This is a genomic window from Pseudomonas sp. GW704-F2 (assembly GCF_059423025.1).
Genome location: NZ_JBWKXO010000034.1, coordinates 49,928 through 63,766 on the forward strand (window position 1 = coordinate 49,928; position 13,839 = coordinate 63,766).

The window sequence follows — 13,839 nt, forward strand, 5'->3', positions numbered from 1 at the left end:
AATGGATCTGTTCCAGGCGATGTCGGTGTATGTGAAAGTGGTCGAGACCGGCAGCATGACCGCCGCGGCCCATGCCAGTGGGATGTCGACCACCATGGTCGGCAACCATTTGCGCGCCCTGGAGCAACGCCTGGGGGTCAGCCTGCTCAAGCGCACCACGCGCAAGCAAAGCCTCACGGAATTCGGCGGGCAGTATTACCAGCGCTGCCTGGAAGTGCTGGGGCTGGTGGCCGACTCCGAGCAATTGGCCGAACAGGCCCACAGCGACGTGCCCAAGGGCACCCTGCGCATCACCGCCCCGCCCGCCTTCGGCACCGAACGCCTGGCGCCGGCCTTGAGCGAATTTTCCCAACGTTACCCGCTGATCAAGCTGTACGTGGTGCTCAGCAATCAACGCATGGACCTGGTCGACAGCGGCTTCGACGTGGCCATCCGCCTGGGCGAGTTGGAACCCTCAAGCCTGATCGCCCGGCCCCTGCAGGACTACACCATCACCCTGTGCGCCGCGCCGGATTACCTGGCGCGACGCGGCACGCCGCAAACGCCCGAGGATCTGCAACAACACGACTGCCTGGCCTTCGCCTACCCATCCGGCGACGATTGGCGTAACGCCGACAAACTGTGGCGCATGAGCGACGCGGACGGCGAAGTGGAGATTCCGGTGTCCGGCTCGCTGACCATCAACAGCTCGCAAGCCCTGCGCCAGGCGGCGGTGCAAGGCATGGGCATCGTCATGCTGCCCGATGCCCTGGTGCAGCCCGACCTGCAGAGCGGGAAGCTGGTGGCCTTGCTGACCGCCTATCAACTGCCTCGCCGCCCCATGCATTTGCTGTACGGCCAGGATCGTTACCGCCTGCCTAAACTGCGGGCGTTCGTGGATTTTGCCCTGGAGAAATGGGCGCGCTAAAAGCCCACGCCCAATTCACGCAGACGCTCAGCGGTGCGCTCGGCGCAAACGTGGTGAATGCCTTGCCAGCCCAGGGCGATGGCCGCGTCGATATTGCCCGCGACGTCATCGATGAACACCACTTCGGCAGGCTGGATATCCGGCAGATGAGCACGCACCTGGTCGAGGCTGGCGTGATAGATCGCGGCATCGGGCTTGATCAGCTTCAACTCGCCGGAGACCACGATGTCGCGAAAACACTGCAGGAACGGGTAGTTGGCCCGCGCATAGGGGAACGTCTCGGCCGACCAATTGGTGAGCCCGAACAGCGGCATGTCGGCCTGATGCAGCGCCTTGAGAATGGCCACGCCCTCGGGCAACGGCCCGTGCAACATTTCATGCCAGCGGTCGTAGTAGGCCGTGATCAAGGGTTCGTGCTGGGGATATTGCGCGACCAGGCTGCGCGTCGCCTCGGCCAGGGTGCGACCGGCGTCTTGCTCGGTGTTCCAGGCCTGGGTGCAGATGTTGTCGAGGAACCATTGCCGCTCCTCATCATCGGCGATCAGCTGGCGGTACAGGTGCTGCGGGCTCCAATCGAACAGGACACCGCCAAAATCAAAAACGACTGCACGAATCGTCATCAGATCCTCCGTTAGCGTGAGTTGATAGCGGATGGAGTCTGGCAGATCGCGATGGCTTTACACACAACGAATGTGGGAGCGGGCTTGCTCGCGATGGCGGTTTGTCAGTGCCGGAGGTTTCGGCTGACCCACTGCAATCGCGGGCAAGCCCGCTCCCACATGTTTTTCGAGGGTGTTTAGGCTTGGACCAGACCGTTGATCTTCACGGTCGGATTCACATCAGCCTCGTAGTCCACGCCGTCGATCTCAAAGCCGAACAAGCGCAGGAACTCAGCCTTGTAGCCGGCAAAATCGCTGATCTCGTTGACGTTGTCGTCGGTGACCTGATTCCACAGCGCAGCCACGGCGTCCTGGACTTTCGGTTGCAGCTCGGCCAGGTCGGCACGCAGGCGGCCGTCGGCGTCGAGCTTCGGCTCGCGGCCGTACAGGCTGTCCTTGAACAGGCCATAGACCTGCTCGATGCAACCTTCGTGAGTGCCCTGCTCTTTCATCACTTTGAACAGCAACGACAGGTACAGCGGCATGATCGGGATCGCCGAGCTGGCCTGGGTGACCACAGCCTTGAGCACCGACACGCGGGCGTCGCCCTTCAGTGCGGCCAGGTTGTCGCGCAGGGTCAGGACTTTCTTGTCCAGGTCCTTCTTGGCTTCGCCGATGGAGCCGTTCCAGTAGATATCCTGGGTCAGCTTCTCGCCGAGGTAGGTGAACGCCGTGGTCTTGGCGCCTTCGGCCAGCACGTCCGCTTCACGCAGGGCGTCGATCCACAGCTGCCAGTCTTCGCCGCCCATGACTTTCACGGTGCCGTCGATTTCTTCCTGGGTGGCCGGCTCAAGGGTGGTGTCAACGACAACGCCCTTGTCGGTGTTGATCCCGCGCAGGGTCACGGCCTTGCCGATCGGCTTGAGCGTGGAGTTGTGCACCACGCCCTGCGGGTCGGTGCGGCGTGGCGCGGCCAGGCTGTAGACCACCAGGTCGATCTTGCCCAGGTCTTTCTTGATGGTCTCGATGGTCAGGCGCTTGATCTCGTCAGAGAACGCGTCGCCGTTGATGCTCTTGGCGTACAGGCCTTTTTCGACGGCAAACTTCTCGAACGCGGCGCTGTTGTACCAGCCGGCGGAGCTCAGCTTGCCTTCTTCGCCTTCTTTCTCAAAAAACACGCCCAGGGTATCGGCGCCGCAGCCAAACGCAGCACTGATGCGCGCGGCCAGGCCGTAACCGGTGGAAGCACCGAGGACCAGCACCTTTTTCGGGCCGCCTTCGATGACGCCGTGTTGGGTGACGTAGTCGATCTGTTCCTTGACGTTCGCTTCACAGCCAACAGGGTGAGCGGTCACACAGATAAAGCCACGAACCCGCGGTTTGATGATCATAAAATTTCTGCCTCTTCCAAGGTGCCGAAGGCCAATGGTGGCCATTCAACGTAATCGTACCGGTCTATGACGTCCAAAAAACCGAAGCGTCACGATAGTCGCAAATCTTCTGTTTACAAAATCCAATCCAAAACGCGCCGCGCAAGCCGCGCCGAGGGTTAAAAACTGTGTCAGCTCTTCACAATTTCGTAATATTTAAAACGCCCATCGACCTGGGAACGCCTTATCATGACGAGGTTGTTTCAATATGTTTCGCAACCCCACCACTCGCAGCCACGCATATAGACCTGTCGAATGGCGTCCAGCTGGAGCTGAGTTTCATGAGTCAATCTGCGTTACGCAAAAAAGCCGTGTCGTTCGCCTGGGCATTCGGCACCCTGCTGATTATTTACCTCTTTCCCCTGACCACCGTGGTGTTCCTCGGCCTCGTGCTGGTCTGCGGTATTTATGATTTCCTGCGTAACGGCCTGTATGACCGCGACACCTTCAAGAAATACTTCATCGGCAGCGGCCGCAATACCTGGCTGCTGGCACCGTTCAACACCCTGTTCGACCTGCTGAGCAGCCGCAACCGCCACGTCTACACGATGCGCGAGCTGCCGCCCGCCTGGCGTGAAGACCTGCAACAGGTGATCGACGACGCCATGGCCCACAAGGATGAAATCATCGGCTACCTGGACGAACGCATGACCGAGAAGAAACGCGGCATGCTGTTTTTCCAATGGTACGGCCGGCCGATCGAAACCACCCTGGACATCCCGGAACTGCGCAAGAAATTGCCGTTCGTGAAGACCATCGGCGTGTCGGTGTTCAACGAAAACCGTTCGACCTCCTTCCACTTCGGCCCCCTGCGCATGATGTTCCGGGTGCTCTATAACATGGCGCCGGCGCCTCACCATGAGGGCGTGTACATCCAGGTGGGCAAACACAAGCATTACTGGCACGACGACCCACTGTTTATCTTCGATGACACGCTGATGCATGCGTCCTTCAACAAGAACGATGCCAAGCGCTACTGCCTGTTCATTGATATCGTGCGGCCGACCGCGTTGCCCGCCGTCCTCAATGCCGTGATCACAGGGTTTGCCGGCCTGGTGTTCACGCTGCGTCGGGTTTTCTACAAAAACTGGAAGCTGATCCAGTAGGTTCTGCGGCATGATGGGGCTGGACAGTATTTGCGTAGCGCCTGCGGGCCAGCGAAAATAGCCGTCTCGTGCGACCGTATCCGGCGCCCATTCTTCTCAAGCCATCGCCCCCATGACGGGCGCGGTGGCTGTGCTTTCAAGGAATCAGAATGCCCCAACGTCAAGTCATCAATGCCTCCGTCAGCCCCAAGGGCAGCCTCGAAACACTCTCCCAGCGTGAAGTCCAGCAACTGAGCGAAGCCGGCTCCGGCAGCATCTATACCCTGTTCCGCCAGTGCGCCCTGGCCATCCTCAACACCGGCGCGCACATCGACAACGCCAAGACCATCCTCGACGCCTATAAAGACTTTGAAGTGCGTATCCACCAGCAGGATCGCGGCGTGCGCCTGGAACTGCTGAACGCACCGGCCGACGCCTTCGTCGATGGCGAAATGATCGCCAGCACCCGCGAAATGCTGTTCAGCGCCCTGCGCGACATCGTCTACACCGAGAACGAACTGGACAGCCAGCGCATCGACCTGAGCAACTCCCAGGGCATCACCGACTACGTGTTCCACCTGTTGCGCAACGCGCGCACGCTGCGCCCGGGTGTCGAGCCGAAGATCGTGGTGTGCTGGGGCGGGCACTCGATCAACACCGAAGAATACAAATACACCAAGAAAGTCGGCCACGAACTGGGCCTGCGCAGCCTCGACGTCTGCACCGGTTGCGGCCCCGGCGTGATGAAAGGCCCGATGAAGGGCGCGACCATTTCCCACGCCAAGCAACGCATCAACGGCGGGCGCTACCTGGGCCTGACCGAGCCGGGCATCATCGCTGCGGAAGCACCGAACCCGATCGTCAATGAGCTGGTGATCCTGCCGGACATCGAGAAGCGCCTGGAAGCCTTCGTGCGCGTCGGCCACGGCATCATCATCTTCCCGGGCGGCGCCGGCACGGCGGAAGAGTTCCTCTACCTGCTGGGCATCCTGATGCACCCGGACAACCGCGGCCTGCCGTTCCCGGTCATCCTCACCGGGCCAAAGCACGCCGCACCGTACCTGCAACAGTTGCACGCATTCGTCGGCGCCACCCTCGGCGAGGCCGCGCAGGCGCACTACCAGATCATCATCGACGATCCGGCCGAAGTGGCCCGCCAGATGACCGCCGGGCTCAAGGCCGTCAAGCAGTTCCGCCGCGAGCGTAACGATGCGTTCCACTTCAACTGGCTGTTGAAGATCGACGAAGGCTTCCAGCGCCCGTTCGACCCGACCCACGAAAACATGGCCAGCCTGCAACTGAGCCACGCGCTGCCGCCCCATGAACTGGCGGCCAACCTGCGTCGCGCGTTCTCGGGGATTGTGGCGGGCAACGTCAAGGACAAGGGCATTCGCCTGATCGAGCAGAACGGCCCTTACCAGATCCATGGCGACCCGGCCATCATGAAGCCGCTGGATGAACTGCTGCAGGCGTTCGTCGCCCAGCACCGCATGAAGTTGCCGGGTGGCGCGGCATATGTGCCGTGTTACCGCGTGGTGCAATAAGTCAGCACACATGCTGTAGCGCTTTAACCTTGTGTTCAGGCTTGTCGGCGGGAGACGTCGGGCTATCGTTTTTACGAAGCCCGACTGACCCACACCGAGGAGCGACCTATGGACCAACGGATCTTGTTCTCCCAGACGCCTTACCCTAATGTAAGGAGCATCACGATGGAGACCTTCAATATGGCGACCGCCACGCTGACTTCAAAAGGACAAATCACCATCCCCGTCCAGGTCAGGACAGCCCTGGGCCTGGAAACGGGAGACCGGGTTGAATTCGTCGAAATGGAAGACGGCAAATTTTCCATTATTGCCGCGAGCAAAACCGTTCACGACCTCAAGGGGCTGATCCGCAAGCCTGCCCAGGCCATTTCCATCGAGGACATGAACCGCGCGATTGCGGCACAGGGAGCGAAAGCCCGATGATCGGCCTGGATACCAATGTGCTGGTGCGCTATGTCACCCAGGATGATCCGGTCCAATCCGCCAAGGCATCCGAGCTGATCGAATCCCTCACCACCCTGTCGCCAGGCTTTGTCAGCCTGGTGTCGGTGGTGGAGTTGGTATGGGTGCTACAAAGTTGCTACCAGTCAGCCAAGAGCGATGTGGTGGCGGTGCTGGAAACGCTGCTGCGAACCCGTGAATTGATCGTCGAGCATGCCGAGATCATCTGGCAGGCGCTCCGGCGGTTTTCGGCGAACAAAGCCGATTTCGCCGACTGTTTGATAGCGCGCTGCGCCCACGCAGCCGGCTGCGAGTACACCGCCACCTTTGACCTTGATGCGGCCAAGAGCGCGGGCATGAAGCGACTGGCCTGAGCGGGGTTCAGCGAACCCAGCCACCATGCTGCCAGTGGTAACCGTCATTTCGTTGCACCCAATGCGGATGCACATAACGGTAGCCCTCGCGCACCGGCTCCCAATGGCCGTGTACCGCCACATAACGTCCACCGTCCCAACGCCAGTACCCGCGTGACCATACATAACCTTCACGCACCGCCGGCTCGACTTCGATCACTTGCATCGGCGGCGGTTGTGGCGCGACCACTTCCACATACTCACGTTCTACCGGTCGACGCTCATGCACGACACGCTCTTGCACACACCCGGACGCCGCGACGACCATGGCCGCCAATGCTGCATAACGTAGCAACATACAAACCCCTCGGGCGCTAACGCCCCACACCTGCCTCAGTAAAAAATGCCCCCTTGTTCCAGCCGCGCTCCTGCAAGGCCTGGGTACTTTTTAACAGGTGGTGTCTGTCGGGTTGCTGAACCTGCCGACAGTGCATCCCGAGGAACAGACAGAAGGCCGGGTCGCGATTTGAACGCTCAAACCGGGCCAAAGCGCTCCAGCACAGCCTCGACAAAACGCCGCAACTTGGCGGTACGCTGGCGGTTGGCGGTGTAGACCAAATGCATGGGCCGGCTCGGCGCGTCAAAGTCCGGCAGCACTCGCACCAACTCGCCCCTGGCCAGGGCCGGGCGCAGAAAATCTTCCGGGCCGAGCACAATGCCAAACCCATCCAGCGCGGCCGACATCAAGGCCCTGCTTTCGTTGATCTGCAAACGGCTGGCAACCTGCACGGTGTGCGGGACCGAGCCCTGGTAGAACACCCATTCGCGATCCGCCGGGCGTGACCAGAAGGCGTAGCCCAGGCATTCATGCTGTTGAAGGTCCGCCGGCCACAGCGGTGTGCCTCGTGCCGCCAGGTAGGCCGGCGCCGCACAGACCACCAGACGGTACGGCGCCAATGGCCTGGCGGTCAGCCCAGTGATCGCCGGGGGGCCAATGCGGAAGGCGGCTTCGTAGCCTTCCTCCACCAGGTCGACGAAACGATCGGTGAGGTGCAGGTCGATGTTCACATCGGGGTTGTCACGCAAAAACGCGGTCACCAAGGGCATCAGGCTGTAGGAGCCGAAGGTCACCGGGGCGGTGATTTTCAGCGTGCCGCGTGGGGTGTCATTCATGATCTGCGCCAGGGAATCGGCGGCCTCAGCCTCCGTCAGGATATGCTTGCAGCGCTCGTAGTACGCGCTACCCAACTCCGTCAGGCTTTGTCGGCGCGTGGTGCGATTGAGCAAGCTCGCGCCCAGGCGCTGCTCCAGCGCCGTGACATGCTTGGCCACCATCTGCGCCGACATATTCAAACGCTCGGCGGCTCGCGCATACGAGCCCAACTCGGCGGCGACCACAAAGGCATTCATGCTCGAAAGACGGTCCATCATTCCAAACTCCCAGTAACGACACTCACGCCAATACGCTCGTTTATCACCCCGTGATTGTTAATCATCATAACCGCTCCCCTACTTTGCAGGAGCAAGGCCATGAAGATTGGCGTGATTGGAGCAGGTTTCATCGGACGCGCGGTGGCCCAACTGGCGCTGGCGGCCGGTCACGAAGTGATGTTGAGCAACTCCCGCGGCCCGCAGTCCATGAGCAGCGTACTCAGCGGCATCTGGGGCGTTAAAGTGGGCAGCGCGCAAGACGCAGCCAGATTTGGCGACGTGGTCCTCGTGGCGATCCCCCTGGAACATTACCGCAGCGTGCCCGCGCAGTGGCTGGAAGGCAAAACAGTGATGGACGCCAACAATTACTACCCAGAGCGCGACGGGCATATCCCTGAGTTGGACCGTTTTGAAACCACCACCAGCCGGCTGCTCGCCGAGCATTTGCCGCATTCCCATGTGGTGAAGGTATTCAACGCGATCTTTGCACCGGACCTGACGCGGGACGCCCGCCCTCACGGCGCCCCCGACCGCCGCGCACTGCCGGTGGCGGCGGATGACGCCGCGGCGAAAGCGCAAGTGATCCAGTTACTCGACGAACTCGGTTTCGACGCCGTGGATGCCGGTGGGCTGGATGAAAGCTGGCGCTTCGAGCGGGCCAAACCGGCCTATTGCGTTGTGCTGGACCGAGCCGGCTTGACGGCGGCGCTGGCGGCAGCCGAACGAACGGTTGAACTGCCTGCGGTGGAACGCACCCACCCCCGCGCATAAACACGCGCCCACAAAAAGCCCGCTGAGCGTTATCGGCTCAGCGGGCTTTTTTTGACCGATCGGCCCCAGTCTCAGGGCCTGGTCTTACAGCGCCAGATCAGACGCCGGTTTGCTCGGCTCAGTCGCAGGCTTGGCAGCCTCGGTGGCCTTGGGAGCGGTCATCTGCGGAATCGCTGGTGGTGGAGTCAGTTGCAGGATACCGGCGGTGTAGGCCCATTCCTTGGCAACAGCCTCAGGACTGTCGTTCAGCTTGGTGCCGTAGCTTGGCACGATCTGATGCAGTTTTTCCTGCCAGGCCGGAGTCGCGACCTTGTCCTTGAACACTTTCTGCAGCACGGTCAGCATGATCGGTGCCGCGGTCGACGCGCCTGGCGATGCACCCAACAGGCCGGCGATGGTGTTGTCGGCGGAGCTGACCACTTCGGTGCCGAGTTTCAGCACGCCGCCCTGCTCTTCGTCACGCTTGATGATCTGCACACGCTGGCCGGCTTGCCACAGGCGCCAGTCGGACTGCTTGGCGTTCGGGAAGTACTCTTGCAGTGCCTTGAAGCGGTCGTCATCCGACAGCATCAGTTGCCCGGCGAGGTACTCGACCAGCGGGTATTCACGAATACCGACTTTGGTCATCGGCCAGATGTTGTGGGTGGTGGTGCTGGTCAGCAGGTCCAGGTACGAGCCTTCCTTCAGGAACTTGGTCGAGAAGGTCGCGAACGGGCCAAACAGAATCACGCGCTTGCCATCCAGCACGCGGGTGTCCAGGTGCGGCACCGACATCGGCGGCGCGCCCACCGAAGCTTTACCGTAGGCCTTGGCCAGGTGCTGCTCGGCGATGGTTGGGTTATCGGTCACCAGGAACGAACCACCCACCGGGAAGCCCGCGTATTCCTTGGCTTCAGGAATGCCCGACTTTTGCAGCAGGTGCAGGGCACCGCCGCCGGCGCCGATGAACACGAACTTGGCGTCGGTTTCGGTTTTGCTGCCATCTTTCAGGTTTTTGTAGCTGACACGCCACGAACCGTCGGCGTTCTTGGTGATGTCCTGCACTTCGCTCGACAGTTTCAGGTCGAACTTAGGCGTGGTTTGCAGGTGAGCGACGAACTGGCGGGTGATCTCGCCGAAGTTCATGTCCGTACCCAGCGGGCTCCAGGTGGCCGCGATTTTCTGGTTCGGGTCACGCCCTTCCATCATCAGCGGAACCCACTTGGCGATCTGCGCCGGGTCTTCGGAATACTGCATGCCAGCGAACAGCGGGCTCGCTTGCAAGGCTTCGTAACGCTTTTTCAGGAACTTGATGTTGTCATCGCCCCACACAAAGCTCATGTGCGGAGTGGAGTTGATGAACGAACGCGGGTTCTTCAGCACGCCCTGCTGGACCTGCCAGGACCAGAACTGGCGGGAGATCTGGAACGCTTCGTTGATTTCGACCGCTTTCGGGATCTCAACGTTGCCGTTCTTGTCTTCCGGGGTGTAGTTCAGCTCGGCGAGGGCCGAGTGACCGGTACCGGCGTTGTTCCAGCCGTTGGAGCTTTCTTCGGCGACGCCGTCGAGGCGCTCGACCATTTCCATCGACCAGCCCGGCTCCAGCTCGTTGAGCCAGACACCCAGGGTCGCACTCATGATGCCGCCGCCGATCAGCAGCACATCGACTTTCTTTGCCTCTTCCGCATGAACGGACGTGATCCCCATCGACAAAGCCAGCCCCAGCAGGGCCGTGTTTACTTTCTTAAACATCAGTAGCACCTATGATAAAACGCCATCCGCCCCACTGCCTCTGAGCCCGGGCAACCCTCAATCACGCGGCGTCAGGCAACGCAGCGCCGGGTTTGCACATTCACTCAAGGACCGCAGGGTGGGCACACAAGGCCGACGTATCGACCTCACTTTTATGTCCCTTCTGCGCTGACTTCTTATCATTATTGGCTTCAGCTACCTGGGCGACAGCCAGCCGCCGGGACGTATACGGGTGTACGTTCCGGAGAAAGACTAGACCGAGATGGCGCGCAGAATATCACGCCAACCGGCGATCATGCGCTGTTTGGCTAATTGACAGCTCTAAAATAGGCGTTTTGGCAAGGCTGATCGGGGTGAGTGTCAAGCCTGACAGACGCGACGTGACGTCACAGACATGGCTATTTGATAGCGGCGGTTCAATCAACACATCTCTGACTGTCCCACCACCCCATCAGTCATCCTGCAACAACCCAGAACCATACTCACCATAACTACTACCCAGCCCACTGCCGCCAAAATTCATCTTGGCGGCCTTGTTGGGGCTGTGGTCACCAAACGCCTGGCATCCCCCTGTAAAACAAGGGTCGCGACTCACGCCCGACGAATCCGACGAACAAGCGCTCAACAGCAACGCGCCGGCGATCATCACGACTTTGACAAGGTTCGAGATCATTTTTTCAGTTCCCTGTGGGTTCGGGGGTTTCCCATAGAGATGATCGTAGGCCTCAACGGCACAGGGAATGATGAAACTTCGCCAGAAGACAGAATGGGTTCAGGTTGCCGCCTTGGGGTAAGGCGGCGGAGGTCGATTGTCAGGCTGTAGCCGGGCTGATGACACGAGCGACTTGGTCATGGGCCCGGTCAACGAGTAGCGCACTCAGGTCGATCAGTTGCTGAATGCCCAAGACAATGGAGCGCTGGGACTCGTCGAGGTTGAAAGCCACGGTAGCGGCCATTTCGCTGGCGGACGCGAGGTTTTCGGAAGCGTTGGCCAGGAGGGTTTCGGTGTCTATGTCGGGGCTGACGAGGAATAGGTTGTGGGTTGGGTGTTCGAGCGGTGATTCGTCTTCAGAGGGTGGCAAGTAATGAGGAATCGCTCGTTGAGCCGCAGCATGAAGCTTGGCGTCAGCGGGTAAAGCGTTTGAAGCATAAGGCGGATTAGGTGTGACCTTGTACATGGCGAAGCTCCTTTAGCGTTTCAGGAACTGCCCATCTCACTTCCACATGAGGGTGGCAGCTGTACGCAGGTGTGGAAGACCAGGGCTAAAGGACCCGGCGCACCGAAGTGCCCCGCGCACAGCCGCCATAACGCAATCATACAGACGTAAAAAAACGCCGGTAGGTGTTTATGGACGATTGAGCGCCTTCAGCTTGATCGGACTTCCACATCCGGCCGCTGAGTTGGCAGCGGCTTGAAGAGGTTAGTTATGAGAGGTCTGAGGGGCAAGCTGAGAAAAGTGTGGGATATTTCCCGGCAACGCCCCCGCTCGAAGTGGTGAAGGTCACGGAATACACCTCCCCGACACCTAAGAGACATCCCTGATAAACTGCGCCATTCGCCTCGTTGACTCAGATTGCCAATGTCCCTACAGACAGCTCCACTTTCCCGCCGTTTCTCTGTCGCGCCGATGATGGATTGGCACGGCTAATTCTACAGACCTCGAAACACCTGGCCTCCAGCGCCATCAAGAGACGCAAGCTTTACGAACCATGTCGATATTGAGCGCGCGGAGCTCAATGGAACTACTTTTGTATACAAATATTTGCTGGAAGACGATGGCGGTAGCTTTTGGGGATTCCAGTTCTTTAACAAGCACTTTGTCTTCGCGCTGGTGTCGTTAAGGACGGAATATCCTCAGGCTCCATAAACAAAAATCCCGCTGATTAGCGGGATTTTTTTAAGCGTCCGTCGAATAGAGCGGGCTACCGACAACGGTAGGGACGCCAGCACGTAAAGTGCTCCTTGATGTATTCAACTGGTAGCTGCAGCTACGCCACCTGACACGGCCGCGCCCGTCAATGCGCCCGTGCCAGCTACTACCGCAGTACCAGCAGCTATTCCGCCGCCGCCTGCAGCAACCGCCCCGCCACCTAGCGCGGCTAGTGATGCGTTAGTGAGTGCCGCCCCGGAGAGGGTACTGATAGCTGTGCCAGTACTGGCTGCCCCTAAAAGGCCGGCACCGCCAACAGCAGTGGCGATGGCAGGTGCGGCCACAAAGGCAATACCGCCTGTTGCAACTGTTGCAGCTACCACACCGATTGTGGTCAGAGGATTCTCACAAATTGCGTCTATAGCGTCCCCGAATAAGCCACCAGCCACGCCTGGGGGACCGAAGACCAATTCATCCATATCGCTCCAAAAACCCATAATGACGTCTCCTTTCATCTGCTGACGCTGTGTTAAAGACACAGCTGTGAATGTATGAATATAGCCAGAAGATATCATATAGCCATTACCGGTGGCGGTGATTTCCTTTCACTTCTACCTGCTCAGGATTAATGCCACTAGCGCCTGCGAATAACGCTGCTTATGTAAAAAAAGCCCCCACACCTGGACTAGGTGCGGGGGCCTCTTTTTGTAGGCGTGAACATCACCTTCTGCAGGACTGGCTTACCAGCACGTCTGATCGGTTTTATGTATCTCAGTTGACTCGAGGGCCTTCCTTTCCCAGATAAACAGTAATCCGTTCACCCTTCTTGATAACCACTGGCGAAAAGAGGACAGATTTATTTATAACATCGCTGAAAAAAAGCTAATCACCAGACAGCAAAAAGCCGCCTCATCACCTGCTAATTATTTTGCCGATATCGAAGCCAGACTACGATACCCGGCACCCGGCTTCGAGCTGGCAGAGTAAAAGCCCAGCCACACCTCACGACGACCTGCTGATTCAACCCAGCGTTCCACGGTGTAAGATGCTCCATAACCTTCCACCTTCGAGGCTGTCATGACCGGGATATCCCTAAACCTGCCGGAAGACCTGTCCAACTCTCTCGCCGACTTGGCCAAAACCAACGGCCAGACTGCGACCTACCTGGCGATGGACGTCCTCCGCGACTACATCGAGCACGAAAAAACGCTAACCGCTCAAATCGAGCTGGCGGTGAAAGAAGCCGACCAGGGCAAATTTGCCACCGATGACCAGGTAGCAGCCATGCGCGCCAGGCGCTGGAGCCGGAATGCGGGTTGAGTGGCTTGAAAAAGCACTCAAAAATCTGGAAGACGAAGCAAACTATATAGCTCTCGAAAACCCCAAAGCAGCTGACGACTTCTCCGATGCCATTTTCGCCAGCGTCGACAAACTGGCGCAGTTTCCCTCTATGGGCCGTGAAGGTCGAGTCACAAACACGCGCGAATGGGCAGTACCCAATTGGTCTTATCTGATCCCCTATCGCATACGCGGTGATCGTCTGCAGATCCTCGGCGTATTCCACACACGGCAACGTCCCCGTTCGAAGTGGTGAATGCCGCGGAACACACCTCCAGCACACCCAAGATCCATCCCTGATAAACTACGCCCCATTCGCCCCGCAAACTCAGATCCCC

The 13,839-nt window shown here is 59.5% G+C and carries 15 protein-coding genes; 8 read left to right on the forward strand and 7 right to left on the reverse strand.

Features of this window, described 5'->3' with window-relative positions; all coding sequences use genetic code 11:
- Nucleotide 1 precedes the first annotated feature (1 nt).
- Nucleotides 2-907 carry a LysR family transcriptional regulator gene (locus AC07W0_RS23760; protein WP_017848872.1) on the forward strand — a complete coding sequence of 302 codons (906 nt, stop codon included), beginning with the start codon at nucleotides 2-4 and terminating at the stop codon, nucleotides 905-907.
- Here the strand turns inward: AC07W0_RS23760 and AC07W0_RS23765 are convergent.
- Both AC07W0_RS23765 and fabV read right to left on the reverse strand, forming a co-directional pair.
- A complete protein-coding gene (locus AC07W0_RS23765) occupies nucleotides 904-1,527 on the reverse strand; it encodes an HAD family hydrolase (RefSeq protein WP_102618389.1) in 624 nt (207 codons plus the stop codon). The two genes, AC07W0_RS23760 and AC07W0_RS23765, sit on opposite strands and share 4 nt — an antisense overlap.
- A gap of 176 nt (nucleotides 1,528-1,703) precedes the next feature.
- A complete protein-coding gene (fabV, locus tag AC07W0_RS23770; protein WP_046384297.1) occupies nucleotides 1,704-2,897 on the reverse strand; it encodes an enoyl-ACP reductase FabV in 1,194 nt (397 codons plus the stop codon).
- Nucleotides 2,898-3,217: 320 nt separating this feature from the next.
- Here fabV and AC07W0_RS23775 point away from each other — a divergent pair, with 320 nt between their 5' ends.
- From AC07W0_RS23775 to AC07W0_RS23790, 4 genes are all read left to right on the forward strand, one after another.
- Complete coding sequence (locus AC07W0_RS23775; protein ID WP_102618390.1) at nucleotides 3,218-4,042, forward strand: aspartyl/asparaginyl beta-hydroxylase domain-containing protein; 825 nt, start codon at nucleotides 3,218-3,220, stop codon at nucleotides 4,040-4,042.
- Between the two features lie 149 nt (nucleotides 4,043-4,191).
- Nucleotides 4,192-5,565 carry a nucleotide 5'-monophosphate nucleosidase PpnN gene (ppnN, locus tag AC07W0_RS23780; protein WP_046490470.1) on the forward strand — a complete coding sequence of 458 codons (1,374 nt, stop codon included), beginning with the start codon at nucleotides 4,192-4,194 and terminating at the stop codon, nucleotides 5,563-5,565.
- Between the two features lie 165 nt (nucleotides 5,566-5,730).
- On the forward strand, nucleotides 5,731-5,988 hold the full coding sequence (locus tag AC07W0_RS23785) for an AbrB/MazE/SpoVT family DNA-binding domain-containing protein (RefSeq protein WP_026140263.1): 258 nt from the start codon (nucleotides 5,731-5,733) through the stop codon (nucleotides 5,986-5,988).
- A complete protein-coding gene (locus AC07W0_RS23790) occupies nucleotides 5,985-6,380 on the forward strand; it encodes a type II toxin-antitoxin system VapC family toxin (RefSeq protein WP_017848878.1) in 396 nt (131 codons plus the stop codon). The genes AC07W0_RS23785 and AC07W0_RS23790 overlap by 4 nt, the downstream gene beginning before the upstream one ends.
- Before the next feature lie 7 nt (nucleotides 6,381-6,387).
- Here AC07W0_RS23790 and AC07W0_RS23795 read toward each other — a convergent pair whose 3' ends face one another.
- Nucleotides 6,388-6,717: a YXWGXW repeat-containing protein gene (locus AC07W0_RS23795; RefSeq protein WP_046490468.1), complete on the reverse strand. Its 330-nt coding sequence runs from the start codon at nucleotides 6,715-6,717 to the stop codon at nucleotides 6,388-6,390.
- Nucleotides 6,718-6,893: 176 nt separating this feature from the next.
- Nucleotides 6,894-7,790 carry a LysR family transcriptional regulator gene (locus tag AC07W0_RS23800; protein ID WP_102618391.1) on the reverse strand — a complete coding sequence of 299 codons (897 nt, stop codon included), beginning with the start codon at nucleotides 7,788-7,790 and terminating at the stop codon, nucleotides 6,894-6,896.
- A gap of 99 nt (nucleotides 7,791-7,889) precedes the next feature.
- Between AC07W0_RS23800 and AC07W0_RS23805 the strand changes: the two genes are divergently transcribed.
- Nucleotides 7,890-8,561, forward strand: a complete 672-nt coding sequence (locus AC07W0_RS23805; protein ID WP_017848881.1) for an NADPH-dependent F420 reductase — start codon at nucleotides 7,890-7,892, stop codon at nucleotides 8,559-8,561.
- A gap of 84 nt (nucleotides 8,562-8,645) precedes the next feature.
- Here AC07W0_RS23805 and mqo read toward each other — a convergent pair whose 3' ends face one another.
- The 3 genes from mqo to AC07W0_RS23820 all read right to left on the reverse strand — a co-directional run bounded on the left by mqo (nucleotide 8,646) and on the right by AC07W0_RS23820 (nucleotide 11,470).
- Nucleotides 8,646-10,292: a malate dehydrogenase (quinone) gene (mqo, locus tag AC07W0_RS23810; protein ID WP_102651115.1), complete on the reverse strand. Its 1,647-nt coding sequence runs from the start codon at nucleotides 10,290-10,292 to the stop codon at nucleotides 8,646-8,648.
- 451 nt (nucleotides 10,293-10,743) lie between these two features.
- The gene (locus AC07W0_RS23815; RefSeq protein WP_017848883.1) at nucleotides 10,744-10,965 is read right to left on the reverse strand and encodes a hypothetical protein; all 222 of its coding nucleotides are present in this window, start codon (nucleotides 10,963-10,965) and stop codon (nucleotides 10,744-10,746) included.
- A 139-nt stretch (nucleotides 10,966-11,104) separates the two neighbouring features.
- Nucleotides 11,105-11,470, reverse strand: a complete 366-nt coding sequence (locus tag AC07W0_RS23820) for a DUF6124 family protein (RefSeq protein WP_102618393.1) — start codon at nucleotides 11,468-11,470, stop codon at nucleotides 11,105-11,107.
- A gap of 1,770 nt (nucleotides 11,471-13,240) precedes the next feature.
- Here AC07W0_RS23820 and AC07W0_RS23825 point away from each other — a divergent pair.
- A complete protein-coding gene (locus AC07W0_RS23825; RefSeq protein WP_017848887.1) occupies nucleotides 13,241-13,483 on the forward strand; it encodes a CopG family ribbon-helix-helix protein in 243 nt (80 codons plus the stop codon).
- The gene (locus AC07W0_RS23830) at nucleotides 13,473-13,757 is read left to right on the forward strand and encodes a type II toxin-antitoxin system RelE/ParE family toxin (RefSeq protein WP_017848888.1); all 285 of its coding nucleotides are present in this window, start codon (nucleotides 13,473-13,475) and stop codon (nucleotides 13,755-13,757) included. Before AC07W0_RS23825 ends, AC07W0_RS23830 begins: the two co-directional genes overlap by 11 nt.
- The last annotated feature ends 82 nt before the right edge of the window (nucleotides 13,758-13,839 follow it).

Bases quoted from the DNA above. Each gene is read 5' to 3' on its own strand.
- AC07W0_RS23760 (WP_017848872.1), top strand. From the start codon at position 2: ATGGATCTGTTCCAGGCGATGTCGGTGTATGTGAAAGTGGTCGAGACC.
- AC07W0_RS23775 (WP_102618390.1), top strand. From the start codon at position 3,218: ATGAGTCAATCTGCGTTACGCAAAAAAGCCGTGTCGTTCGCCTGGGCA.
- mqo (WP_102651115.1), bottom strand. From the start codon at position 10,292: ATGTTTAAGAAAGTAAACACGGCCCTGCTGGGGCTGGCTTTGTCGATG.
- AC07W0_RS23815 (WP_017848883.1), bottom strand. From the start codon at position 10,965: ATGATCTCGAACCTTGTCAAAGTCGTGATGATCGCCGGCGCGTTGCTG.
- AC07W0_RS23820 (WP_102618393.1), bottom strand. From the start codon at position 11,470: ATGTACAAGGTCACACCTAATCCGCCTTATGCTTCAAACGCTTTACCC.
- ppnN (WP_046490470.1), top strand. From the start codon at position 4,192: ATGCCCCAACGTCAAGTCATCAATGCCTCCGTCAGCCCCAAGGGCAGC.
- AC07W0_RS23800 (WP_102618391.1), bottom strand. From the start codon at position 7,790: ATGATGGACCGTCTTTCGAGCATGAATGCCTTTGTGGTCGCCGCCGAG.
- AC07W0_RS23785 (WP_026140263.1), top strand. From the start codon at position 5,731: ATGGAGACCTTCAATATGGCGACCGCCACGCTGACTTCAAAAGGACAA.
- AC07W0_RS23830 (WP_017848888.1), top strand. From the start codon at position 13,473: ATGCGGGTTGAGTGGCTTGAAAAAGCACTCAAAAATCTGGAAGACGAA.
- AC07W0_RS23765 (WP_102618389.1), bottom strand. From the start codon at position 1,527: ATGACGATTCGTGCAGTCGTTTTTGATTTTGGCGGTGTCCTGTTCGAT.
- AC07W0_RS23790 (WP_017848878.1), top strand. From the start codon at position 5,985: ATGATCGGCCTGGATACCAATGTGCTGGTGCGCTATGTCACCCAGGAT.
- AC07W0_RS23805 (WP_017848881.1), top strand. From the start codon at position 7,890: ATGAAGATTGGCGTGATTGGAGCAGGTTTCATCGGACGCGCGGTGGCC.
- fabV (WP_046384297.1), bottom strand. From the start codon at position 2,897: ATGATCATCAAACCGCGGGTTCGTGGCTTTATCTGTGTGACCGCTCAC.
- AC07W0_RS23795 (WP_046490468.1), bottom strand. From the start codon at position 6,717: ATGTTGCTACGTTATGCAGCATTGGCGGCCATGGTCGTCGCGGCGTCC.
- AC07W0_RS23825 (WP_017848887.1), top strand. From the start codon at position 13,241: ATGACCGGGATATCCCTAAACCTGCCGGAAGACCTGTCCAACTCTCTC.